The organism is Streptomyces sp. NPDC058864, from assembly GCF_042742985.1.
GTDB lineage: Bacteria > Actinomycetota > Actinomycetes > Streptomycetales > Streptomycetaceae > Actinacidiphila.
Map to the genome: position 1 here is coordinate 143,636 of NZ_JBHYMQ010000006.1, position 22,872 is coordinate 166,507.

Annotated in this window: 17 protein-coding genes; 13 read left to right on the forward strand and 4 right to left on the reverse strand. The window is 70.1% G+C overall.

Annotated features, from left to right (window positions below; genetic code table 11):
• Positions 1-107 precede the first annotated feature (107 nt).
• Together ACFW3D_RS07435 and ACFW3D_RS07440 are read left to right on the forward strand one after the other, a co-directional pair.
• Entirely contained in the window at positions 108-1,229 is a 1,122-nt protein-coding gene (locus ACFW3D_RS07435; RefSeq protein ID WP_500502450.1) for a lipid II:glycine glycyltransferase FemX, read from the forward strand.
• A 50-nt stretch (positions 1,230-1,279) separates the two neighbouring features.
• Positions 1,280-2,311: an alanine racemase gene (locus ACFW3D_RS07440; RefSeq protein WP_500502452.1), complete on the forward strand. Its 1,032-nt coding sequence runs from the start codon at positions 1,280-1,282 to the stop codon at positions 2,309-2,311.
• Between the two features lie 43 nt (positions 2,312-2,354).
• Here the strand turns inward: ACFW3D_RS07440 and ACFW3D_RS07445 are convergent, their stop codons facing one another.
• Both ACFW3D_RS07445 and ACFW3D_RS07450 read right to left on the reverse strand, forming a co-directional pair.
• On the reverse strand, positions 2,355-3,908 hold the full coding sequence (locus tag ACFW3D_RS07445) for a glycosyltransferase family 87 protein (RefSeq protein WP_500502454.1): 1,554 nt from the start codon (positions 3,906-3,908) through the stop codon (positions 2,355-2,357).
• A gap of 140 nt (positions 3,909-4,048) precedes the next feature.
• Entirely contained in the window at positions 4,049-6,799 is a 2,751-nt protein-coding gene (locus tag ACFW3D_RS07450; RefSeq protein ID WP_500502456.1) for a transglycosylase domain-containing protein, read from the reverse strand.
• A 349-nt stretch (positions 6,800-7,148) separates the two neighbouring features.
• Here ACFW3D_RS07450 and ACFW3D_RS07455 point away from each other — a divergent pair, with 349 nt between their 5' ends.
• The 4 genes from ACFW3D_RS07455 (at position 7,149) to ACFW3D_RS07470 (ending at position 10,903) form a co-directional block, all read left to right on the forward strand.
• Complete coding sequence (locus tag ACFW3D_RS07455) at positions 7,149-7,799, forward strand: PadR family transcriptional regulator (protein WP_018558161.1); 651 nt, start codon at positions 7,149-7,151, stop codon at positions 7,797-7,799.
• 23 nt (positions 7,800-7,822) lie between these two features.
• The gene (locus ACFW3D_RS07460) at positions 7,823-8,905 is read left to right on the forward strand and encodes an inositol-3-phosphate synthase (RefSeq protein ID WP_500502458.1); all 1,083 of its coding nucleotides are present in this window, start codon (positions 7,823-7,825) and stop codon (positions 8,903-8,905) included.
• Positions 8,906-9,004: 99 nt separating this feature from the next.
• Positions 9,005-10,294, forward strand: coding sequence for an MFS transporter (locus tag ACFW3D_RS07465; RefSeq protein WP_500502460.1), 1,290 nt, complete (start codon positions 9,005-9,007; stop codon positions 10,292-10,294).
• A gap of 132 nt (positions 10,295-10,426) precedes the next feature.
• Positions 10,427-10,903: an LppU/SCO3897 family protein gene (locus tag ACFW3D_RS07470; protein WP_500502462.1), complete on the forward strand. Its 477-nt coding sequence runs from the start codon at positions 10,427-10,429 to the stop codon at positions 10,901-10,903.
• Positions 10,904-10,987: 84 nt separating this feature from the next.
• On the opposite strand, the gene ACFW3D_RS07475 is transcribed toward ACFW3D_RS07470, so the two are convergent.
• Positions 10,988-12,403 carry a CCA tRNA nucleotidyltransferase gene (locus tag ACFW3D_RS07475; RefSeq protein ID WP_500502464.1) on the reverse strand — a complete coding sequence of 472 codons (1,416 nt, stop codon included), beginning with the start codon at positions 12,401-12,403 and terminating at the stop codon, positions 10,988-10,990.
• A 160-nt stretch (positions 12,404-12,563) separates the two neighbouring features.
• Here ACFW3D_RS07475 and ACFW3D_RS07480 point away from each other — a divergent pair, with 160 nt between their 5' ends.
• The 7 genes from ACFW3D_RS07480 (at position 12,564) to trxA (ending at position 21,959) form a co-directional block, all read left to right on the forward strand.
• On the forward strand, positions 12,564-14,960 hold the full coding sequence (locus ACFW3D_RS07480; RefSeq protein ID WP_500502466.1) for a DUF6049 family protein: 2,397 nt from the start codon (positions 12,564-12,566) through the stop codon (positions 14,958-14,960).
• Between the two features lie 33 nt (positions 14,961-14,993).
• Positions 14,994-17,057: a murein biosynthesis integral membrane protein MurJ gene (gene murJ, locus ACFW3D_RS07485; protein ID WP_500502468.1), complete on the forward strand. Its 2,064-nt coding sequence runs from the start codon at positions 14,994-14,996 to the stop codon at positions 17,055-17,057.
• A gap of 120 nt (positions 17,058-17,177) precedes the next feature.
• Positions 17,178-18,911 (forward strand): protein kinase family protein, encoded by a 1,734-nt coding sequence (locus tag ACFW3D_RS07490; RefSeq protein WP_500502470.1) that lies wholly within the window; start codon positions 17,178-17,180, stop codon positions 18,909-18,911.
• Positions 18,912-18,927: 16 nt separating this feature from the next.
• The gene (gene sigM, locus ACFW3D_RS07495) at positions 18,928-19,623 is read left to right on the forward strand and encodes an RNA polymerase sigma factor SigM (RefSeq protein ID WP_500502472.1); all 696 of its coding nucleotides are present in this window, start codon (positions 18,928-18,930) and stop codon (positions 19,621-19,623) included.
• A complete protein-coding gene (locus tag ACFW3D_RS07500; RefSeq protein ID WP_500502474.1) occupies positions 19,620-20,483 on the forward strand; it encodes an RsmA family anti-sigma factor in 864 nt (287 codons plus the stop codon). Before sigM ends, ACFW3D_RS07500 begins: the two co-directional genes overlap by 4 nt.
• A gap of 112 nt (positions 20,484-20,595) precedes the next feature.
• Positions 20,596-21,582, forward strand: a complete 987-nt coding sequence (gene trxB, locus ACFW3D_RS07505; protein WP_500502476.1) for a thioredoxin-disulfide reductase — start codon at positions 20,596-20,598, stop codon at positions 21,580-21,582.
• Positions 21,583-21,629: 47 nt separating this feature from the next.
• Positions 21,630-21,959, forward strand: a complete 330-nt coding sequence (gene trxA, locus ACFW3D_RS07510; protein WP_018558151.1) for a thioredoxin — start codon at positions 21,630-21,632, stop codon at positions 21,957-21,959.
• Between the two features lie 57 nt (positions 21,960-22,016).
• Here the strand turns inward: trxA and ACFW3D_RS07515 are convergent, their stop codons facing one another.
• Positions 22,017-22,634 carry a GNAT family N-acetyltransferase gene (locus ACFW3D_RS07515; RefSeq protein ID WP_500502478.1) on the reverse strand — a complete coding sequence of 206 codons (618 nt, stop codon included), beginning with the start codon at positions 22,632-22,634 and terminating at the stop codon, positions 22,017-22,019.
• Positions 22,635-22,872: the final 238 nt, after the last annotated feature.

The window sequence follows — 22,872 nt, forward strand, 5'->3', positions numbered from 1 at the left end:
GACCGAGTTGTCCACAGCCCTCGTGGGGGCGTTCGCCGTTCGCAGTAGGCTTCGGCGCAGTAATGCAGTCAGCAATGCCGTAGCCGCAGCGATGGGGAGCGCCCCGCATGAGCTTGACCCTGAGGACCATCAGTCGGGAACAGCACCTGGCGTACATCCAGAGCCTGCCCTCGGCAAGCCACTGCCAGGTTCCCGCCTGGGCCGACGTCAAGACCGAGTGGCGCTCGGAGAACCTGGGCTGGTTCGACGACAGGACCGGTGAGCTGGTCGGCGCCGGCCTGGTGCTCTACCGGCAGCTGCCCAAGGTGAAGCGCTACCTCGCCTACCTCCCCGAGGGCCCGGTGATCAACTGGTACGCCCCCAACCTGGAGGAGTGGCTGCGCCCGATGCTGGCGCACCTGAAGCAGCAGGGCGCCTTCTCCGTGAAGATGGGCCCGCCGGTCGTCATCCGCCGCTGGGACGCGGCCGCCATCAAGTCCGGCATCGCCGACCCGGACGTCAAGCGCCTGCGCGACGTCGAGGCGACGGTCATCGAGCCCCGCGCCTTCGAGGTGGCCGACCGGCTGCGCCGCATGGGCTGGCAGCAGGGCGAGGACGGCGGCGCCGGCTTCGGCGACGTGCAGCCCCGCTACGTCTTCCAGGTCCCGCTGGAGAACCGCAGCCTGGACGACGTCCAGAAGGGCTTCAACCAGCTGTGGCGCCGCAACATCAAGAAGGCCGAGAAGGCCGGCGTCGAGGTCGTCCAGGGCGGCTACGACGACCTCCCCGTGTGGCAGCAGCTGTACGAGGTCACCGCCGAGCGCGACCACTTCCGCCCCCGGCCCCTTTCCTACTTCCAGCGCATGTGGCAGGTCCTCAACGCCGAGGACCCCAACCGCATGCGGCTGTACTTCGCCCAGCACGAGGGTGAGACGGTCGCCGCCGCGACGATGCTCGTCGTCGGCCGGCACGTTTGGTACTCGTACGGGGCCTCGGCCAACCACAAGCGTGAGGTCCGGCCGAGCAACGCCATGCAGTGGCGGATGCTGCGGGACGCCTACGCGCTCGGCGCGAGCGTGTACGACCTGCGCGGCATCAGCGACTCGCTGGACGAGAGCGACCACCTCTTCGGTCTCATCCAGTTCAAGGTGGGCACGGGCGGGCAGGCTGCCGAATACTTGGGCGAGTGGGACTTCCCCCTCAACAAGCTGCTGCACAAGGCGCTCGACATCTACATGTCCCGTCGCTGACCCACCTGCCCGACCGCCCGCAGACACCCAGAAAGGTCCTCGTTCCGGCCATGGCGCTCACCCTGTACGTCGACACCGCGCGCTGGCGTGCGCACCAGCAGTCCGTGGCGGAGCAGTTCCCCGGACTGGTGCCCGTCTGCAAGGGCAACGGATACGGCTTCGGCCACGAGCGCCTGGCCGAGGAGGCGATCCGGCTCGGCTCCGACATCCTCGCCGTGGGCACGACGTACGAGGCCGCCCGGATCAAGGACTGGTTCGGCGGGGACCTGCTGGTGCTCACCCCGTACCGGCTGGGCGAGGAGCCGGTGCCGCTGCCGGACCGCGCCATCCGCTCCGTGTCCTCCGTGGAGGGCGTCCGCGGCCTGGTCGGCGCGCGGGTCGTCATCGAGGTCATGAGCAGCATGAAGCGCCATGGCGTCAGTGAGGACGACCTGGTCAAGCTGCACTCGGCCATAGACGACGTCCGTCTGGAGGGCTTCGCCATCCACCTGCCGCTGGACCGCACCGACGGCTCCGACGGGGTGGAGGAGGTCTTCGGCTGGATGGAGCGGCTGCGCGCGGCCCGGCTGCCGCTGCACACCATGTTCGTCAGCCATCTGAAGGCGGGCGAGCTGACTCAGCTGCGCAACCAGTTCCCGCAGACCCGCTTCCGCGCCCGCATCGGCACCCGGCTGTGGCTCGGCGACCACGAGGCGACCGAGTACCGGGGCGCCGTCCTGGACGTCACGCGCATCGCCAAGGGCGAGCGCTTCGGCTACCGCCAGAACAAGTCCTCCGAGGACGGCCACCTGGTCGTCGTGGCGGGCGGTACCTCGCACGGGGTGGGCCTGGAGGCCCCCAAGGCCATGCACGGCGTCATGCCGCGCGCCAAGGGCGTCGCGAGGGCCGGGCTGGCCACCATCAACCGCAACCTGTCGCCCTTCGTGTGGGCCGGCAAGCAACGCTGGTTCGCCGAGCCCCCGCACATGCAGGTGTCGATCCTCTTCCTGCCGGGCGACGTGGCGCCCCCGGCGGTCGGGGACGAGCTGGTGGCGCACCTGCGGCACACGACGACGCAGTTCGACCGCGTCGTCGACCGCTGAGCGCTCCGGGCGCCGCCCGGGGCGCCCCGGGCGGCCTCTCCGCTCAGTGGGGCGGGGCCGGCGGCGCCGGGTCCACGCCCCACTGCACCGGGCGCCCCTCGCCGTAGCCGTAGCCGTCCTCGGGGCCGCCCTGCAGCGGTGCCGCGTGCCGCGGCCGGTGCGAGGGCCGCCCCAGCACGAACACGTCCTCCGCCCCGTCCAGCACGCCCCCGGAGGGGTCGTCCGAGCCGTCCTGGCGCACCGCGTCGTGCTCGGGGAAGAGCATGTCGCGGACGACGACCGCGCACAGGTACAGCGTCCCGATCAGGTGCGCCGCGATGGCCAGGTGGTAGCCGTGCTCCGGCAGGCCCTTGCTGTTGCCGCCCGTCGTGTACGCCAGGTACGACCAGATCCCGAGGAAGTACATGACCTCGGCGGCCTGCCAGATCAGGAAGTCCCGCCAGCGCGGCCTGGCGAGCGCCGCGAGGGGCACCAGCCAGAGCACGTACTGCGGCGAGTAGACCTTGTTGGTGAGGATGAAGACGGCCACGACGAGGAAGGCGAGCTGCGCGAAGCGCGGGCGCCGCGGCGCGTACAGGGTCAGCGCCGCGATCGCCCCCCACAGCAGCACGACCAGCGCCTCGGCGTAGTGGTTCACCGCCTGGGGCTGGATGTTCCACTTCGTCTGCTGGGAGATGATCAGCCAGATGGAACCGTAGTCGACGCCCCGCTCCTGGCTGAACGTGTAGAACTTCGACCAGCCGTCCCAGGCGAGCAGCATCACCGGCAGGTTGACCACGACCCAGGCCCCGGCCGCACCGCCCACGGCCGCGCCCCAGGCTTTCAGCTTCCCGGCCCGCAGGCACAGGAAGAACAGCGCGACGAGCAGGAACACCGGGTAGAGCTTGGCGGCCGTCGCCAGCCCGATCAGGATGCCCGCGGCCGCCGGACGGCCGCGCGACCACAGCATCATCCCGGCCGCCGCGAGGGCGACCGCGAACAGGTCCCAGTTGATGGTCGCGGTCAGCGCGAACGCCGGCGCCAGCGCGACCAGCAGCGCGTCCCACGGGCGGCGCCGGTTGGTCCGGGCCACGCAGACCGCGATGACGGCCGTGCAGACCAGCAGCATCCCCGCGTTGACCAGCCAGTAGACCTGCTCCCGGTGCTGGATCGTGCCGCCGTGCGGGGTGAGCCAGGAGGCGACCTCCATGAAGAGCCCGGTCAGGACCGGGTACTCCAGGTAACCCATGCCGCCGGAGACCGTGTCCGGGATGCGGTCGAAGTACGGGACCAGGTCGTCGGCGAAGCCGCGGCCGTAGTACAGGTGCGGGATGTCGGAGTAGCAGGCGTGGCTGTACTGGGCGTTCGCCCCGAAGAACCAGCCGCTGTCGTAGCACGGCACCTTCTGCACCATGCCCAACGCGAACATCCCGATCGCGACCAGCACGACCACGCGCAGGGGGTTCCACCAGCCCCGCCGCCCCACGGCCGCGAAACGGCCCAGCGGGCCGCCGATGACCTCGCTCCCGGCCACCGCGACCGGGTCCTCGCGGGTCGGGGGCACGACCGCCTCGGCCTCCGAGGCCTCGTGGTGGGGGTCTTCGCGCACGATCGTCATGGGCCACATCCTGCCCTACATCGCCGCGCGCGGAGCGTCGGATCCCCTCGCCGCCTCCCGCCCGCCCGCGAACGGCCGCGGCCGCGGAGGGCAGGTGCCCTCCGCGGCCGCGGACCGGTGCTCGACACAAGACGGGGCGGTCAACCGCCATTGCCTCCCGAACCCAAAAGCCCGCCGTCGTTGCCGTTGCCTCCGTTGCCGCCCCTCGTACTGCTGGAGGACACGGTCGGTGTCGGTGAGCCGCTCGGACCCCCGTCCGTGGTTCCGCCCTGGTCGCCGGTGCCACCGGCGTCCTGGCACTGCCACCAGGGCTTGCACGCCTGCGACTCGGTCGGCGTCGGCGGGGCCTGCGGCTGCGAGATGGTCGGGGTCGGGTTCGTGGTCGGGGACTCGCTCGGGGTGGCCGAGGGCGTCGGGGTCGGGCTGGCGGCGCCACCACCGTAGACGACCTTGCCGAGCGGTTCCGGCGTCGGGAACGACTGGACCGGCTTGCCCTTCATCGCGTCCACCATGTAGTCGTGCCAGATCTCGGCCGGGAACGACGCACCGTGGATCTTGTCCTTGCCGTAGGTCCCGTACATCTCCAGGAACTTGCGGTCCTTGGCCTTCGCGTCGTCGTTGAAGCGGAACATCACGATGGACGTGGTGAGCTGGGGCGTGTAGCCGACGAACCAGGCCGACTTGTTGCCGTCGGTGGTACCCGTCTTGCCGGCCACGTCGCGGCCCGGAAGCTGGGCCGAGGTACCGGTACCGCTCTGGACGACGGTCCGCAGCACGTCGGTCACGTTGTCCGCCACGGCCTGGGGGAATGCCTCCTTGGGCGCGGCCTTGTGCTCGTAGACGTTCACGCCCTCGTGTACGGCCTTCCGGACCGAGTACGGGTCGTTCTGCTTCCCGCGGTTGGCGAAGGTGGAGTAGGCGTCGGCCATGCGAATGGCGCTCGGCGTCGAGGTACCGATGGAGAAGGTCGGGCTGTTGGTGGTCGCCAGGCTGCCGTCCAGGAGGCCCGCCTTGAGCGCCGCCTCCTTCACCTTGTCCGTGCCGACGTCCATGCCCAGCTGCACGTACGGCGAGTTCGCCGAGACGCGCATGGCCTCACGCAGCGTGATGTTGCCGTACGACTCGTTGTCGTCGTTCGTCTGGAGCCACTGGCCTTCCTTGCCCTCCCAGACACGGCCGTCGTAGTACTTAATCTTCAGCTTGTTCTTGCCGTTGTAGATGCTCTTCGGCGAGACGATCGTCCGGTCCTGCAGGTCGTCGCCCTCGGTCCAGTCGGGGTTCCGCTTGCCGTAGGTCATGCCGGCGGCCAGGACGAACGGCTTGAACGTCGAACCGACACCCGCGCCGGTCTCGTCGGCGTTGTTCGTGAAGTGCTGCGTCGCGTTCACGCCACCGTAGATCGCGATGATCTTCCCGTCCTTCGGGTCGATCGAGGCTCCGCCGAACTGGACGTGCTTGTCGACGTCGCCCGCGCGCTTGAGGTTCTCGTTCTCCTTGCGGACCTTCTTCACCGCCTTCTCCAGCTGGTCCACCTTCTTCTTGTTGAAGGTGGTGTAGATGCGGTAGCCGCCCAGCTGGAGCTTCTCCTGCGTGATCTTCCCGTCGCTGTTGTTGATGACGTTCTTGTTGGCGAGGCCGACGAGGTAGCCGATCTGACCGCCGAGCTGCGCGTCGTTCTGCGGCTTCCTCGGCATGGGGAAGCCCTCGGCGATCCACTTGTCGTGGTCCGCCTTGGTCATCCGGCCGTCCTGCAGCTCCTGGCCGAGGATCCAGACCCAGCGCTCCTTGGCCAGCTTGGTGTTGGCCTCGGGCGTCGCGGCGGGGTCGATGTCGGTGTTGCCGTACGGGTCGTAGTACGTGGCGCCCTTGAGCAGCGAGGCGAGGAACGCGCACTGGCTCGCGTTGAGGTCGAACGCGTCGACCCCGTAGTAGGAGCGCGCGGCAGCCTGCAGGCCGTAGGAACGGCGGCCGTAGTAGGAGGAGTTCAGGTAGCCCGCCATGATGTCCTTCTTGTCGACCGTGGCACCCACCTTCACCGAGATGAACAGCTCCTTGAACTTACGGGTGATGGTCTGCGACTGGTCGCCGAGGCGCGCGTTCTTCACGTACTGCTGGGTGATGGTGGAACCACCCTGGGTCTGGCCGCCCTTGGCCATGTTGACCAGGGCGCGCGCGATGCCCATGGGGTCGACGCCGGAGTCGGTCTCGAAGGTCTTGTTCTCCGCGGACATGACGGCGAACCGCATCTCCTTGGGGATCTCCGAGTAGCTCAGGTTCTGTCGGTTGACCTCACCGCCGGTCGCCACCATCTCCTGGTCGTTGTCCCAGAAGTAGACGTTGTTCTGCGCCTTGGCGATGTCGCTTTCCTTCGGGATGCCCACCATCGCGTAGCCCACGCCCGCGACCGCGACGAGGCTGCCGAAGAAGAACAGGCACAGTCCGGAGACGAGCTTCCAGGACGGCATCCAGCGACGCCATCCGTCCTTCCCCCAGCGGGGGTAGTCGACGATGCGCTTCTTGGGGGGCTGCCCCCCGCCGCGCCCGCCCTGCGCGCCCGTGGCGGCGCGACGGCGGCCGCCCTTCTGCGAGGCCTGTGCGGCACGGCGCGCGGCGGCACGCCCCTCGTAGGGCGGCTCGGCCCCTCGGGTCCGGGCGCCGGTGTTCGCGCGGCCCCCCGCGCCCGCCCCCGCACCCTGGCGGGGGGGTTGTCCCATTCCTTGGCGCGGGCCGTGGCCCTGCCCCGAACCGGTTCCGTGCGGCTGCGGCTGCGGCCTCGGCGGCCCAGCTGCCCGCCGGCCGCCGGGCGGCGGGGGCTGCTGCTGCGCGCCGCGCCGGGCGGCTGCCCGGCCGTCGCCGGGCGACTGCGGCGGCTTGCGACGGTGCTCGCTCATGAACAGCTACTCCTAGGACAGGCGGAATCGCCTGAAAGCGGAAGTTGGTTTTCCGGTCCCCCCGGCGTGCGTTGGCCGCACTGCACCAGGGACAAGGACGCTCACTGGCGCCACACGGTTCCCGGTGCTGTGCATGGCGAACAGAGTACGCACGGTCAAAAGAGGTTCTAGCCAGATGTTCATCACATTACGGACGGTTGACGGTGCACGGATTTCGTGATGTGACGGCGGTCACCGTGAGCCGTCTTGCCGTAGCGGGGAACTCGTTCTATCGTCCCGATGTATCGAGCCGATACATCACGGCGAGATAAGAGGCGACGACGGCACCGGACGGGAGGGAAACGAGGACATGAGCAAGCGCTCCGGCATCCTCGAGTTCGCCGTCCTGGGCCTGCTGCGCGAATCCCCGATGCACGGTTACGAGCTGCGCAAGCGGCTCAACACCTCGCTCGGTGTGTTCCGCGCGTTCAGCTACGGGAGCCTCTACCCCTGCCTCAAGACACTGGTCACCCAGGGCTATCTGGTCGAGGAGACCGGCCCTGAACCCGATCCGCTCGCCGCGCCGCTGGCCGGCCGACGGGCCAAGATCGTGTACCGGTTGACGGCGGCCGGCAAGGAGCACTTCGAAGAGCTCCTCGCCCACTCCGGCCCTGACGCGTGGGAGGACGAGCACTTCGCGGCTCGTTTCGCCTTCTTCGGCCAGACGTCCAGGGACGTACGGATGCGTGTCCTCGAGGGGCGGCGCAGCCGCCTCGAGGAACGCCTGGAGAAGATGCGCGCGTCCCTCGCGCGTACCCGTGAGCGGCTCGACGACTACACGCTCGAGCTGCAGCGGCACGGCATGGAGTCGGTGGAGCGAGAGGTCCGCTGGCTGAACGAGCTGATCGAGACCGAGCGGGCGGGGCGCGGCAAGCAGCCCCCGGCCGCTCCGTCCGCCGATGCCGAGCAGGACAACCAACAGGAAAACGGCGGACCCGGCACGCGCCGGGGACCCGCGTGACGATTACACAGGGAGCAACCGGAATGGGTTCGGTTCGCGTAGCCATCGTTGGCGTGGGCAACTGCGCCGCTTCGCTGGTGCAGGGTGTCGAGTACTACAAGGACGCCGACCCGGCCAGCCGCGTGCCTGGCCTCATGCACGTGCAGTTCGGCGACTACCACGTGCGTGACGTCGAGTTCGTCGCTGCCTTCGACGTGGACGCGAAGAAGGTCGGCCTCGACCTCGCGGACGCCATCGGCGCCAGCGAGAACAACACCATCAAGATCTGCGACGTGCCGCAGAAGGGCGTGACCGTCCAGCGCGGCCACACCCTGGACGGTCTCGGCAAGTACTACCGCGAGACCATCGAGGAGTCCGGCGAGGAGCCGGTGGACATCGTGCAGGTCCTCAAGGACCGCCAGGTCGACGTGCTCGTCTGCTACCTGCCGGTGGGTTCCGAGGCCGCGGCGAAGTTCTACGCGCAGTGCGCCATCGACGCGAAGGTCGCCTTCGTCAACGCCCTCCCGGTCTTCATCGCCGGCACCAAGGAGTGGGCGGACAAGTTCACCGAGGCCGGTGTGCCGATCGTCGGTGACGACATCAAGTCGCAGGTCGGCGCCACCATCACGCACCGCGTGCTGACCAAGCTCTTCGAGGACCGCGGTGTCATCGTCGAGCGCACCATGCAGCTGAACGTCGGCGGCAACATGGACTTCAAGAACATGCTCGAGCGCGAGCGCCTGGAGTCCAAGAAGATCTCCAAGACGCAGGCCGTCACCTCCCAGATCCCCGACCGCGACCTGGGTGAGAAGAACGTCCACATCGGCCCCTCGGACTACGTGGCCTGGCTGGACGACCGCAAGTGGGCGTACGTCCGCCTCGAGGGCCGTGCCTTCGGCGACGTCCCGCTGAACCTGGAGTACAAGCTCGAGGTCTGGGACTCCCCGAACTCCGCCGGTGTCATCATCGACGCGCTGCGCGCGGCGAAGATCGCCAAGGACCGCGGCATCGGCGGCCCGATCCTGTCGGCGTCCTCCTACTTCATGAAGTCCCCGCCGGTGCAGTACTTCGACGACGAGGCCCGCGAGAACGTGGAGAAGTTCATCCGCGGCGAGGTCGAGCGCTGAACAGCGGCTTAACCCCCGTCACCACTCGTCGTACGACGCGACCGCGCAGGCCCCCGGGTATGGCACCCGGGGGCCTGTGCGTCATGTGAGGCTGTGCGCATGCCCGTTGTCCGTGATCTCCGTGTGCTGCTGCGCTTCCGGGACTTCCGCCGCCTGCTGGCGGTCCGGTTGCTGTCCCAGCTCTCCGACGGGGTCTTCCAGGTGGCACTGGCGGCCTATGTGGTCTTCTCCCCGGAGAAGCAGACCTCGCCGGCCGCCATCGCCTCCGCGATGGCGGTCCTGCTGCTGCCGTACTCGCTCCTGGGCCCGTTCACGGGCGTCCTGCTGGACCGCTGGCGGCGCCGGCAGGTCCTCCTCCACTGCAACCTGCTGCGGGCGCTGCTCTCCATCGGCACGGCCGTGCTGATGCTGCTGCGCGTCCCGGACTGGCTCTTCTACCTGTCCGCCCTCTCGGTCACGGGCATCAACCGCTTCGTGCTCGCCGGCCTGTCGGCCGCCCTGCCCCGCGTCGTCGACGGGGAGCGCCTGGTCATGGCGAACGCGCTGTCCCCGACCGCCGGCACGCTCGCCGCCACGGCGGGCGGGGGAGCGGCCTTCCTGGTACACCTGGGGGTCGCCGAGGGGACCCGCTCCGACGTCCTGGTCGTGGCGCTGGGCGCCGTCCTCTATCTCTGTGCCGGCCTTACCGCGCTCACCCTGGGCCGGGACCTGCTGGGGCCGGACCCGTCCCATGTCCAGCCTCGGGTGGCCGAGGCGCTGCTCAGCACCTTCCGCGGCCTGGTCCACGGGCTGGGGCACCTGCGACGGCGGCCACGCGCGGCGCGCGCCCTGGCCGCCATGACCGCGATGCGCTTCTGCTACGGAGGCCTCACGGTGACGGTGCTGATGCTCTGCCGCTACGCCTGGTCGGGATCCGGCGGTGCGGACCACGGAACGTCGGAGGGACTCGCACTCCTCGGCCTGGCGGTCGCCGTCTCGGGTGCCGGCTTCTTCACGGCGGCAGTCGTCACCCCCTGGGCCGCAGCACGCTTCGGCACCTTCGGATGGATCACCGTCTGCGCGGGTTCGGCCGCCGTCCTGCTCCCCGCACTGGGACTCCCCTTCGAGCCGGCTCCGGTACTGGCGGCGGCCTTCGCGCTGGGGCTGGCCACCCAGGGGGCGAAGATCGCCACCGACACCGTGGTCCAGTCATCGATCGACGACGCCTACCGGGGGCGGATCTTCTCCCTCTACGACGTGCTGTTCAACGTCGCCTTCGTCGGCGCCGCGGCCATCTGCGCACTGGTCCTCCCGCCCGACGGACGCTCCGCGGGACTTCTCCTCGCCCTCTCGGCGATCTACGCGGCGGTGGCGCTCGGCACCGCCAGGACTCCGCGTCGTTTCACGTGAAACACAACGATCACCCCGCGTCAGCCCGTTTCACGTGAAACAGGCGCCCCGGGTAAGGGGCTGTCCGACGCCTCCAGTAGCGTTCGCGCGTTCGAAGGAACTGACAGGTTCATCCCAGGGAGGGGAACAACCATGGCGACTCCGCCGCCCCAGAACAACAACCCGGCCCCGCAGGACCAGCCCGCCGCTTTCCCGCCGCCGCAGGGCCAGCCCGGCGCCTTTCCTCCGCCGCAGGGCCAGCCGGGCGCTTTCCCGCCGCCTGCCGCCCCGCCGCGGCGCGGCAGGAACATCGGCAAGCGCGTCCTCGGCGTGATCGTCACCATCGTGATCCTCATCGGCGTGCGGTTCGCGTTCTCCCAGTTCGACAAGACCGACGCCGAGTCGTCGAAGGTCGGCGGGTGCCTCCACAACAAGGGCACCGACAAGAGCCCGGACCTGGTGGACGTCGACTGCTCCTCCGGCGACGCGCAATTCAAGATCGTCAAGAAGTTCGACGACTCGAGCGACGAGAAGCAGTGTGAGGCGGTCACCGAGTCGGACGTCTACTACGTCCAGTCCGGGACCGACTTCAACAACGTCGTGCTCTGCCTGAAGACCATCACCAAGTGACGGGCTCACGGTTAAAGCCGAGGGGGTCGTGTTTCACGTGAAACACGACCCCCTCGACTTCCCGCCGCCCGGACGGGGTGACACTCAGCCCTGCGCGGCCCACCACTCCTTCAGTGCGGCCACGGCGGCCTCCTCACCCAGCGGGCCGTGCTCCAGGCGGAGCTCCAGCAGGTGGTTGTACGCCTTGCCGACCTGGGGGCCCGGGGGGATGCCCAGGATCTCCATGATCCGGTTGCCGTCCAAGTCCGGACGGATCGCGTCCAGCTCCTCCTGCTCCTTCAGCTGGGCGATCCGCTCCTCGAGCCCGTCGTAGGTGCGCGCCAGGGCCGCCGCCTTGCGCTTGTTGCGGGTGGTGCAGTCGGAGCGGGTCAGCTTGTGCAGCCGGTCGAGCAGCGGTCCGGCGTCCCGGACGTAGCGCCGGACAGCGGAGTCGGTCCACTCCCCGGTTCCGTAGCCGTGGAATCGCAGATGCAGCTCGACCAGCCGGGCCACGTCCTTGACGATGTCGTTCGGGTACTTGAGCTTGGTCAGCCGTCCCTTGGTCATCTTGGCGCCGACCACCTCATGGTGGTGGAACGAGACCCGCCCGTCGGACTCGAAGCGCCGGGTGCGCGGCTTGCCGATGTCGTGCAGCAGCGCGGCCAGGCGCAGCACCAGGTCCGGCCCCTCGGTCTCCAGCGCCATCGCCTGGTCCAGGACGGTCAGCGTGTGGTCGTAGACGTCCTTGTGACGGTGGTGCTCGTCCCGCTCCAGGCGCAGCGCCGGCAGCTCCGGCAGGACCCGCGCGGCCAGGCCGGTCTGCACCAGCAGTTGCAGGCCCTTGCGGGGGTGGTCGGAGAGGATCAGTTTGTTGAGCTCGTCCCGGACGCGCTCCGCGGAGACGATCTCGATGCGGTCGGCCATCTCCGTCATCGCCGTCACTACCTCGGGCGCCACCTCGAAGTCCAGCTGGGCGGCGAAGCGCGCGGCACGCATCATGCGCAGCGGATCGTCGGAGAAGGACTCCTCAGGGGTGCCGGGAGTGCGCAGAAGACGCTGGGCGAGGTCGCCGAGCCCGCTGTACGGGTCGACGAACTCCGCCTCCGGCAGCGAGACCGCCATCGCGTTGACGGTGAAGTCCCGGCGGACCAGGTCCTCCTCGATCGTCTCCCCGTAGGAGACCTCCGGCTTGCGCGAGGTGCGGTCGTAGGCCTCGGACCGGTACGTGGTCACCTCGATCTGGTAGCCGCCCTTGCGGCACCCGACGGTGCCGAAAGCGATGCCGACCTCCCAGACCGCCTCCGCCCATCCGCGGATGATCTTCAGCACCTGGTCCGGCCGGGCGTCGGTGGTGAAGTCGAGGTCGTTGCCGAGCCTGCCGAGCAGGGTGTCGCGGACCGAGCCGCCGACGAGGGCAAGCCGGAATCCGGCGTCCTTGAAGCGGCGACCGAGGTCCTCGGCCACCGGCGCGATCACGGGCGCGGCCTTCAGGGTCTGGGGGGCGTTGTTGGCATTCGGCACAACAGAAAAGGGTACGTGCCCATGCGCCCCGCGGCGGACCGGTTTACCGGCGCCCGCGATCATGCCGACGCCTCCGCGCCCCCGGACTGTATCGATCTTGTGGCCCACTCACAGCACTTTGGGTCATCGAGCATCGTTACCATTCCAGGACGCACATCCGATGACGACGAGGGACGGCCAGCGCGTGGGCGAGGCGGCACAGCACCCCGGAGGAACTCCGGCCCGTTCGAGGCTGCGCCGGGCGACGGCGCTGCTCCTGGGCGCCACCATGTTCACCGGCCTGGTCCAGGCCCGCACGGCACCCGCGGCGCATGCGGACACCTCCGACGGCCGGACCGTGGACGTGTCCGTGAACTCGCTGTCCCCCACCGTCCCCGCCAAGGGCGACACACTCACGGTGAGCGGCACCGTCACCAACAAGAGCAAGCACACCGTCAGCGGCGCCCACGTCGGCGTGGAGATCGCCCCTCAGGGCCCGCTGGACAGCCGCAGCGCCATCAACGGCGCGTCCGGCAGCGCGCCCCACACCCTGGCCGACGGCGTGGAGATCGCCGGGCACACCGTGCCGGTCGACGACCTGCCCGCCGGCATCAGCCGCAGCTTCACCCTGAAGGTGCCGGTCAAGGACCTCGACCTGGGCCCGGACGGCGTCTACCAGCTCGGGGTCTCCCTGACCGGGCAGACCAGGGACCGCGGCTACGACGAGTACCTCGGCATCGAGCGGACCTTCCTCCCCTGGTACCCGGACGGGCACGCCAAGCCGACCCGCTACACCTTCCTGTGGCCGCTGATCGACCGCCCGCACCTCGCCGTGCGCAGCGAGAGCGACGACCAGCAGAGCCCGATCTTCCTCGACGACGACCTCGCAGAGGACCTGGCGCCCGGTGGTCGCCTCCAGCAGCTGGTGTCCCTCGGCCGGGACCTGCCCGTCACCTGGGTCATCGACCCGGACCTGCTCGCGACGGTCGACGCGATGACACGCCGGTACCAGGTCGCCGGTCCCGACGGTGATCTCGATCACACCACGTCGGGCACCGGCACCGAGAACGCGAAGCGCTGGCTGAACAGCCTCAAGGAGGCCGTCGCCGGGGACGAGGTCGTCGCGCTCCCCTTCGCCGACCCCGACATCGCCTCCATCGCGCACCACGGCAAGGACGTCCCCGGCACCCTGAACCACCTCAAGACCGCCACCGACCTCGCGACCGCCACGGTCGAACCGATCCTCGGCATCACCCCCGACACGGACGTCTCCTGGCCGGTGGAGGGCGCTGTCGACCCCTCCATCGTCGACGTGGCGACCTCGGCCGGCGCCGACAAGGTGATCGCCCGCAGCGACAGCCTCGGCCAGCCCGGGGACCTCGGTTACACCCCCACTTCGGCGCGGCCCATCGGAGGGGGCACCACGGCGGTCGTCGCCGATTCCGAGCTCTCCAAGGCCTTCCAGGGCGACATGACGACGGCCGGGTCCTCGACCCTCGCGGTCCAGAAATACCTGGCGCAGACGCTGATGATCACGATGCAGTCGCCCGACCGGCAGCGCAGCGTCGTCGTCGCGCCGCAGCGCATGGCCAAGGCCTCTCAGGCCCAGGCCATGGCCCAGGCGATCGCGACGGTCGCCGGCAGCGGCTGGGCCGAGACCGCGGACTTCTCCGCCGCGGCGAAGGCCACCCCCGACCCCAAGGCCAACCGCAGGGTGCCCGGCGCCGGCTCCTACCCCAAGCGCCTGCGCAAGCACGAGTTGAGCGCCGCCGCCTTCCGCCAGATCCAGGCGACGCAGGACGAGCTCGACGACTTCATGGCCCTGCTGAGCAAGCCCGACCGGGTGCGGACCCCCTTCGGCAACGCGCTGATGCGCTCGATGTCCACCGAGTGGCGCAGTTCCTCCCGGAGCCCGGCCGGCTACCGCATGGCCATCTCCGACTACCTGTCCGACCTGATGAGCCTGGTCTACCTGCTCCCCAAGACCGGGACGCTCACGCTGTCCGGCCGCAGCGGCACCATCCCGGTCACCGTGAAGAACGAGCTGGGCCAGACCGTGCAGGGCCTGGAACTGCGCCTCACCTCCAGCCAGGGCAACAGCCTCGACCCGGGCAAGCCGCAGCCCGTGACCGTGGAGGGCGGCCACACCCGCTCCCTGAAGTTCGAGGGCACCGCGGCCCGCAACGGCCTGAACACGATCACGGCCCAGCTCTACACGCCCGACGGCGCCACGTTCGGCCGGCCCATCACGTTCCAGGTGGATGTCACCTCCATCACATCGACCGTCATGCTGGTGATCGCCGCCGGGCTCCTGCTGCTCGTGCTGGCGGGCGTCCGGATGTACCACCAGCGCAAGCGCCGCGCGGCCGCCGGGGGTGAGGACGGCGACGCCGACCCGTCGGAGGACGACGTGGAGCCGTCCGGCGACGGGGAGACGGGCGAGGACCGGGACGACGCCGCAAAGGGCACCATGGGTGACCGGGACGAGGCCGGTGACGAGCAGCCGGGTGACCTGGCGCCGGACACCTCCCCGGAAAGTACGGACCCGTCAGGGACGGGTGAGAAGGTGGACCGATAGCCAGCGAGCCATGGCCGATGAGGTGGGGCTGAGATGAACGCACCGTACGACGGTGAGCGCGAACGGGAAGCCGGGGAGCAGTTCCCCGGTCAGCCCGGGCAGCACCCTGCCGCGCCCGACCCGTACCTGCAGGACACCTACGCCCGCGATCCGTACCGGCGACAGGATCCGACCGTGCAGGACCCGGTGGGCGAGGCGCTCTACGACCGCACCGCGCACCCGCCGGCGCAGCCGCATGCCTACGGGCCGCCGTACGCGCACCAGGAGCCGTACCGCATGCCGTACGCCGACAACGCCGACACCCGGTACGTCGGCGTCGACGAGCTGGTCTCCAACGCGCCGGACGAGGCCGGAGCGCCGCCGCGGCCGGACGAGTACGCCCACCTCTTCCGCGACGAGCCGGTGCAGACGGCCCCCGCGGAGCCCGAGCCCACGGCGGCGCCCGCGGCCGGCAAGTCCGGCGGGCGGGCCGGCAGCATCCTCAAGTCCAGCGCCCTCATGGCGGCCGGCACCCTCGTCTCCCGGGTCACCGGATTCCTGCGCACCCTGGTCATGGCCGCCGCGATCGGCGTCGGCACCCTGAACGACGGCTACCAGGTCGCCAACACCCTGCCGACGATGATCTACATCCTGGTCGGCGGCGGCGCGATCAACGCGGTCTTCATCCCGCAGCTCGTACGCGCCATGAAGAACGACGAGGACGGTGGCGAGGCGTACGCCAACCGCCTGCTGACCCTCGTCGCCGTCGGCCTCGCCGCGGTCACCGCCGTGTGCGTGGTCGCCGCGCCGCTCTTCATCCGGGCCATGTCCCACGACATCGCTTCCGACCCGGTCAGGTTCGAGGTCGCGGTCACCTTCGCCCGCTACTGCATCCCCACCATGTTCTTCATGGGGGTGCACGTCGTGCTCGGGCAGATCCTCAACGCCCGCGGCCGCTTCGGCGCGATGATGTGGACGCCCGTCCTCAACAACGTCGTCATCATCGCCACCTTCGGTGCCTTCATCTGGGCCTTCGGTTCCTTCACCAGCACCGGTGTCACCTCGCAGACCATCACCCCCGAGGGCGTGCGCCTGCTCGGCCTCGGCACCCTGCTGGGCCTGACCGTGCAGGCCCTCGCGATGATCCCCTACCTGCGCGAGGCCGGGTTCCGGATCAGGCCGCGGTTCGACTGGCGCGGCCACGGTCTCGGCCACGCGGCCAAGCTGGCCAAGTGGACCTTCTTCTTCGTCCTCGCCAACCAGATCGGCCTGATCGTCCTCACCCAGTTCGCCACGGCGGCCGGTTCGGCGGCCGAGAAGGGCGGCCACGAGGGCACCGGCATCACCGCCTTCAACTACGCGCTGCTGCTCTGGCAGATGCCGCAGGCCATCATCACCGTCTCCGTCATGACGGCCGTACTCCCGCGGATCTCCCGCGCCGCCGCCGACGGCGACGCCGCCGCGGTCCGCGACGACCTCTCCTACGGCCTCCGGACCTCCGGCGTGGCCATCGTGCCCGCCGCCTTCGCTTTCCTCGCCCTCGGCCTCCCCATCGCCACCCTGCTCTACAGCAGCTCCGGAGAGGGCGCGGTGAACATCGGCTTCGTGCTGATGGCCTTCGGACTGGGCCTGATCCCCTTCTCCGTGCAGTACATCGTCCTGCGCGGCTTCTACGCGTACGAGGACACCCGCACCCCCTTCTACAACACGGTCATCGTCGCCGCCTGCAACGCCGGCGCCGCCGCCGTCTGCTACTTCGTCCTGCCCGCCCGCTGGGCCGTGGTGGGCATGGCCGCCGGGTACGGCCTGGCCTACGCGATCGGCGTCGGAGTGGCGGTCAAGCGGCTGCGCAGGCGCCTCGGCGGCGACATCGACGGCAAGCGCGTGGTCCGCACCTATGCCAGGCTCTTCGGCGCGTGCATCCCCGCCGCAGCGGGCGCCGGCGCCGTCGTCTACGGTGTCTGGCACTCGCTGGGTCACGGCGCTGCCGCATCGTTGCTGTCGCTGGTGCTCGGCGCCGTTGTGCTGGGCGGAATCTTCTTCATCGCCGCCAAGCGCATGCGCGTCGAGGAGATGACGGCCATGGTCGGCATGGTCAGGGGCCGGCTGGGCCGCTGACGGCGCCCACCGCGCAACCTTCGTGGGCCGTCGTGTGTCGTGCATAGCGGTGGACTGTTGGCACAATTGTCCTCGGCTGTGTTGTCAGATCTTGCAACGGATGGGGAGGCAGGAACGACGGTGGCGGAACGGAGCACGGCTGCCGTCGGAGTGGCCAACGAGAGCGGCGACAAGCAGCTCGCCGCCCATGCGGACAGTGCCACGGCCGACGAGGCGACGGACCAGAGCGAAGAGCAGGACGCGCCACAGCAGACCATCCCCGAGGAGACAGCACCGACCAATTCCGAGCCGCCCGAGCTCCACAGCGGCCACAAACTCGCCGGGCGCTACCGTCTGGAGGAGTGCCTCACCCGAGCCGACGGCTTCAGCAGCTGGAGGGCCGTCGACGAGAAGCTGCGCCGTGCCGTGGGCATCCACACCCTGCCCTCCGACCACAGCAGGGCCCGCTCCGTGCTCGCGGCGGCCCGCTCCGCGGCCCTCCTCGGCGATCCCCGCTTCGTGCAGGTCCTCGACGCGGTCGAGGAGGACGACCTCGTCTACGTGATCCACGAGTGGCTCCCGGACGCGCGGGAACTCACAACCCTGATCACCGCCGACCCGCTGGAGCCGCACGAGGCCCACCAGATGGTCACCCAGATCTCTCAGGCCATGGCCGCCGCCCACCGGGAAGGCCTGGCCCACCTCCGGCTCGGCCCCGACGCCGTCCTGCGCACCGAGGCCGGCCAGTACCGCATCCGCGGTCTGGCGGTCGCCGCGGCGCTGCGCGGCATCTCCTCGGAGCGCCCGCAGCGCGAGGACACCGAGGCCATCGGAGCCCTCCTGTACGCCTCGCTCACCCAGCGCTGGCCGTACCCGGAGGACGACCACGGCCTCACCGGCCTCCCCAAGGACGTCGGCCTCGTCGCACCCGACCAGGTGCGGGCGGGCGTCCACCGCGGGCTGTCGGAGCTCGCGATGCGCGCCCTCGTCAACGACGGGGCGACGGCCTCCCGCGAGCCGGAGCCGTGCACCACCCCCGAGGAGCTGGCCAGGGCAGTCACCGCGATCCCCAAGATCCGGCCGCCCGAGCCGACGCACGCGCCCTACTCCCGCACCACGTACCAGCAGGGCTCCTACCGTCAGACCCAGGCGGGCTCCGCGTCCCCCGGCGTCACGACGGTCCTCCCCGCCCCGCCACCGCCCCTGGCGGGCCGCACCGGCAAGGCCCTCAAGTGGTCCGTCTCGGCCCTCTTGATCGTCGCCCTCGGCCTCGGCAGCTGGCAGCTCGCGGAGACGCTGATGGACCGCGAGCACCAGGCGAAGTCCGGTGGCAGCTCGACCTCCCACAACACGGGCGGCGACGGTGGCAGCGACAACGGCGGCGCGAACCAGGTGACGCTGAAGCCGCTGCCCATCCAGGGGGCGGCCGAGTACGCGCCCTACGGCGGGGCCCAGCATCCGGACGACGTCGACGCCACGTACGACAGCAAGACGTCCACGTACTGGCGCACGAACAGCTTCGCCGACGGCCCCGAGTTCGCCCCCTCCGTCAAGAAGGGCGTCGGCATCGCCTACGACCTGGGAGCGGCGAAGAAGCTCGGCCAGGCGTCGATAGACCTCTACTACGGGGGCAAGCACACCACGGTCACGCTCTACGCCGCCGACTCGCTGAACACCACGGCCGAACCGGGTCAGCTGAGGAAGCTGGCCACCGTGACGACCGAAGGCAAGGCGGCGAAGCTCTCACTGAAGGCGCCCGTGGAGACGCGGTACGTCGTGGTCTGGCTGACCGCCCTTCCCTATTCAGATGCCGACGGGTACTCCGGAGCCGGCTACAAGCAAGCCATCACCAATGTGAGGTTCGAGGGGCAGTAGCCCCGCGGGGAGGGGGATGGTGGCCACGCAGGGTACGGGCGGGGAGGTCAGCGACAGCGACCTCCTCGCCCGGCATGTAGCGGGGGACCCGAACGCCTTCGGGGAACTCGTCCGCCGGCATCGCGACCGGCTCTGGGCGGTGGCGCTGCGGACCCTGGGGGACCGCGAGGAGGCCGCCGACGCCGTGCAGGACGCACTCGTCTCGGCCTTCCGCTCCGCCCACACCTTCCGCGGGCAGTCGGCCGTCACGACCTGGCTGCACCGGATCACCGTGAACGCGTGCCTGGACCGGGCACGCAAGGCCGCCGCACGCCGCACCGCGGCGGTCACGGACGAGAAGCAGTTCGAGGAGTTGCTCGAACCGCACGAGTCCGCAGCCGCCCCCGCCGAGCGGGGCGAGCTGCACCGGGAACTGCTGCGGGCGCTCGCGACACTCCCCGTGGAGCAGCGGGCCGCCCTGGTCCTGGTCGACATGCAGGGCTACCCCGTGGCCGAGGCCGCCGCCGTCCTCGACGTGCCGACCGGGACGGTCAAGAGCAGATGCGCCCGGGGCAGGGCACGTCTGCTGCCGCTGCTCTCCCATCTGCGGGACGCGCCGGGGAGTAGCCGCGATCCGGCAGGGGGAAGGAACCGGACGGAGAACGCATCCGTCCCAGAGACGGAGGCCCGGTCGGGCCACGGCTTCACACAGGGCGGAGGTGGACACCCATGACGTCGACGACGGGTACGGACGAGCACCCCGAGGTCGCCGAGATCTCTGCACTCACCGAGGGCATCCTCCCGCCCGAGCGCTCGGCCGACGTCCGCGGACACATCGACGGCTGCACGCTCTGCGCTGACGTTCGCGCCTCGCTGGAGGAGATCCGCGGACTGCTGGGCACCCTCCCGGGCCCGCCACGGATGCCCGCCGACATCGCCGGCCGGATCGACGCCGCACTTGCCGCCGAAGCACTGCTCGCCTCCAGCCGTACCGATGTTTCACGTGAAACAGAGACCGCTGAGCCGCCTCGTGTTTCACGTGAAACATCGGCACCGGCCGCCGGTCGGCCGGTGGGCCGCGGCACAGGCCCCGGCGGACCGGGGCGCCCCGGCACCCGGTCGCGCCGACGCTGGAGGAAGGGGATCCTGGTGGCCGCCTCCGTGGCCGCCGTGGTCGGCCTCGGAAGCTACCTCGCCCAGTCCGCCTGGAACGTCGGCGGGAGCGCCGACGCCCAGTCGTCGGCGGCCTCCGAGGTGGGCGCCAAAGCTGACGCCGACACGCTCGGCGTGCAGGTACACGATCTGCTGACACGTGGCACGGGCGAACAACCGGAGGGCAAGCCCTCAAGGCAGTCCCCCATGGTCGGGATGGAAAGCGTGGTGCCGTCCTGCGTCCTGGGGGCCGTGGACCGCCGGGAGGCCCCGATCGCCCTCCAACGGGGCAGGTACGAGGGCATGGACTCCTATCTGGTCCTGCTCCCGCACAGGGGCGACTCCTCGCTGGTCGACGCCTACGTCGTGGACGCCTCGTGCACCACCGCGCAGCCCCCCGCCGCAGGCACCCTCCTCCGTGAGGAGACATACCCTCGCTAGCGCGACGCCGACGGGAATGCCCGGACCGTAGGATCCGTTAGGCGGGATGACAATGGTCCCGTCGCCGAGGCATCCGGCGAGTCGGCACAGCAGCAGAGACGAGGAAGAACCCGTGAGCGACGTCCGAGACGTGATCATCATCGGTTCCGGGCCGGCGGGATACACTGCCGCGCTCTACACCGCCCGCGCCTCCCTCAAGCCCCTGGTCTTCGAAGGGGCCGTCACGGCCGGCGGTGCCCTCATGACCACGACCGAGGTGGAGAACTTCCCCGGCTTCCGCGACGGCATCATGGGCCCCGACCTCATGGACAACATGCGGGCCCAGGCCGAGCGCTTCGGTGCCGAGCTGATCCCGGACGACATCGTCGAGGTCGACCTCGAGGGTGACATCAAGACCGTCACCGACTCCGCGGGCACCGTCCACCGGGCGAAGGCCGTCATCATCGCCACCGGTTCCCAGCACCGCAAGCTCGGCCTCCCCAACGAGGACCAGCTCTCCGGTCGCGGTGTCTCGTGGTGCGCCACCTGTGACGGCTTCTTCTTCAAGGACCACGAGATCGCCGTCATCGGCGGTGGCGACACCGCCCTGGAGGAGGCGACCTTCCTCTCCCGCTTCGCCAAGAGCGTGAAGGTGGTCCACCGCCGGGACACCCTCCGCGCTTCCAAGGCCATGCAGGAGCGTGCCTTCGCCGACCCGAAGATCTCGTTCCTCTGGGACAGCGAGGTCGCCGAGATCAACGGCGATGGCAAGCTCTCCGGCCTGGTCCTGCGGAACACCAAGTCCGGGGAGACCTCCGAGCTGCCGGTCACGGGCCTGTTCATCGCGATCGGCCACGACCCCCGGACCGAGCTGTTCAAGGGGGTCCTCGAGCTGGACGAGGAGGGTTACCTCAAGGTCGAGTCGCCCAGCACCCGTACGAAGATCCCCGGTGTCTTCGCCGCGGGTGACGTCGTGGACCACACCTACCGCCAGGCGATCACCGCCGCGGGCACCGGCTGCTCCGCCGCCCTGGACGCCGAGCGCTACCTCGCCGCTCTGAGCGACGCGGGCAGCGAGCACACCCGCGAGCCCGAGCAGACCGCCGCCGCGGTCGTCTGACCGCACAGCACCATCAAGTACCCGTCCTACACACCGAGGAGACAGCCGTGGCCGGCAACACCAAGACCGTGACCGATGCGACCTTCGACGAGGAGGTCCTGTCCAGCGACAAGCCCGTCCTCGTCGACTTCTGGGCCGAGTGGTGCGGTCCGTGCCGCCAGATCGCCCCGTCCCTCGAGGCGATCGCCGCGGAGCACGGCGAGCAGATCACCATCGTCAAGCTGAACATCGACGAGAACCCGGTCACCGCCGCCAAGTACGGCGTCATGTCGATCCCGACCCTGAACGTCTACAAGGGCGGTGAGGTCGTGAAGACCATCGTCGGCGCCAAGCCGAAGGCCGCCATCGAGCGCGACCTGGCCGACTTCATCGGCTGAGCACCGCAGACGGACGCGAAAGGGCCCGCCCCCGTGAGGGGCGGGCCCTTCGTCCGTTCACAGGGGCCGCAGCGCCGGTTCCTTCTGCACGGCGCCGAGCAGCCGGTCGATCGCCATCTCGACGTCCTCCTTCCAGGAGATCGTCGTGCGCAGTTCCAGCCTCAGCCGGGGGAACCGCGGGTGCGGCCGCACGGTCTTGAAGCCGACGGCCAGCAGGTGTTCGGCGGGGAGGACGCACGCGGGCTCCTCCCAGCGGGCGTCACCGAATGCCTCGATCGCCCGGAAGCCACGCCGGACGAGATCCTTGGCCGTCGCCTGCACCAGCACCCGGCCCAGCCCCTGCCCCTGGAAGCCGGGGAGGATCCGGGCGGTCATGAGCTGGACCGCGTCGGCCGAGACGGGACTCGTGGGGAAGGCCGTCGAGCGCGGCACATAGGCAGGCGGGGCGTAGAGCACAAAGCCGGCAGGCACCTCGTCGACGTACACGACACGACCGCAGGACCCCCACTCCAGCAGCGCCGCGGAGATCCAGGCCTCCTTCTCCAGCTCCGGCTTGCCGGCCTGGACGGCTGCCTCCCCGCTTACCGGGTCGAGCTCCCAGAAGACGCACGCGCGGCAGCGGTTGGGGAGATCCGGGAGGTTGTCCAGCGTGAGCGGAACGAGCCGACGCCCCATGAGGTCTGACCCTCGTTTCTGTCGTGGACCCAACTGCCGACGAAGCCACCCACGGCGCCCAGCCCGAGCCCCGCTGCGAGGAGGGCGGCCCTCTGCCAATCGTGCTCCACTCCGACGCGCCGCACCGATCGCATGAGCCCCTCCTCGGAGGTAGTGCTCCATCCCGTACGCATCGTATCCGTGGGCGGACAAGTCCGACACCGGAGCAACGCGAACGGCCCAGCAAAAAGCGGGTCAC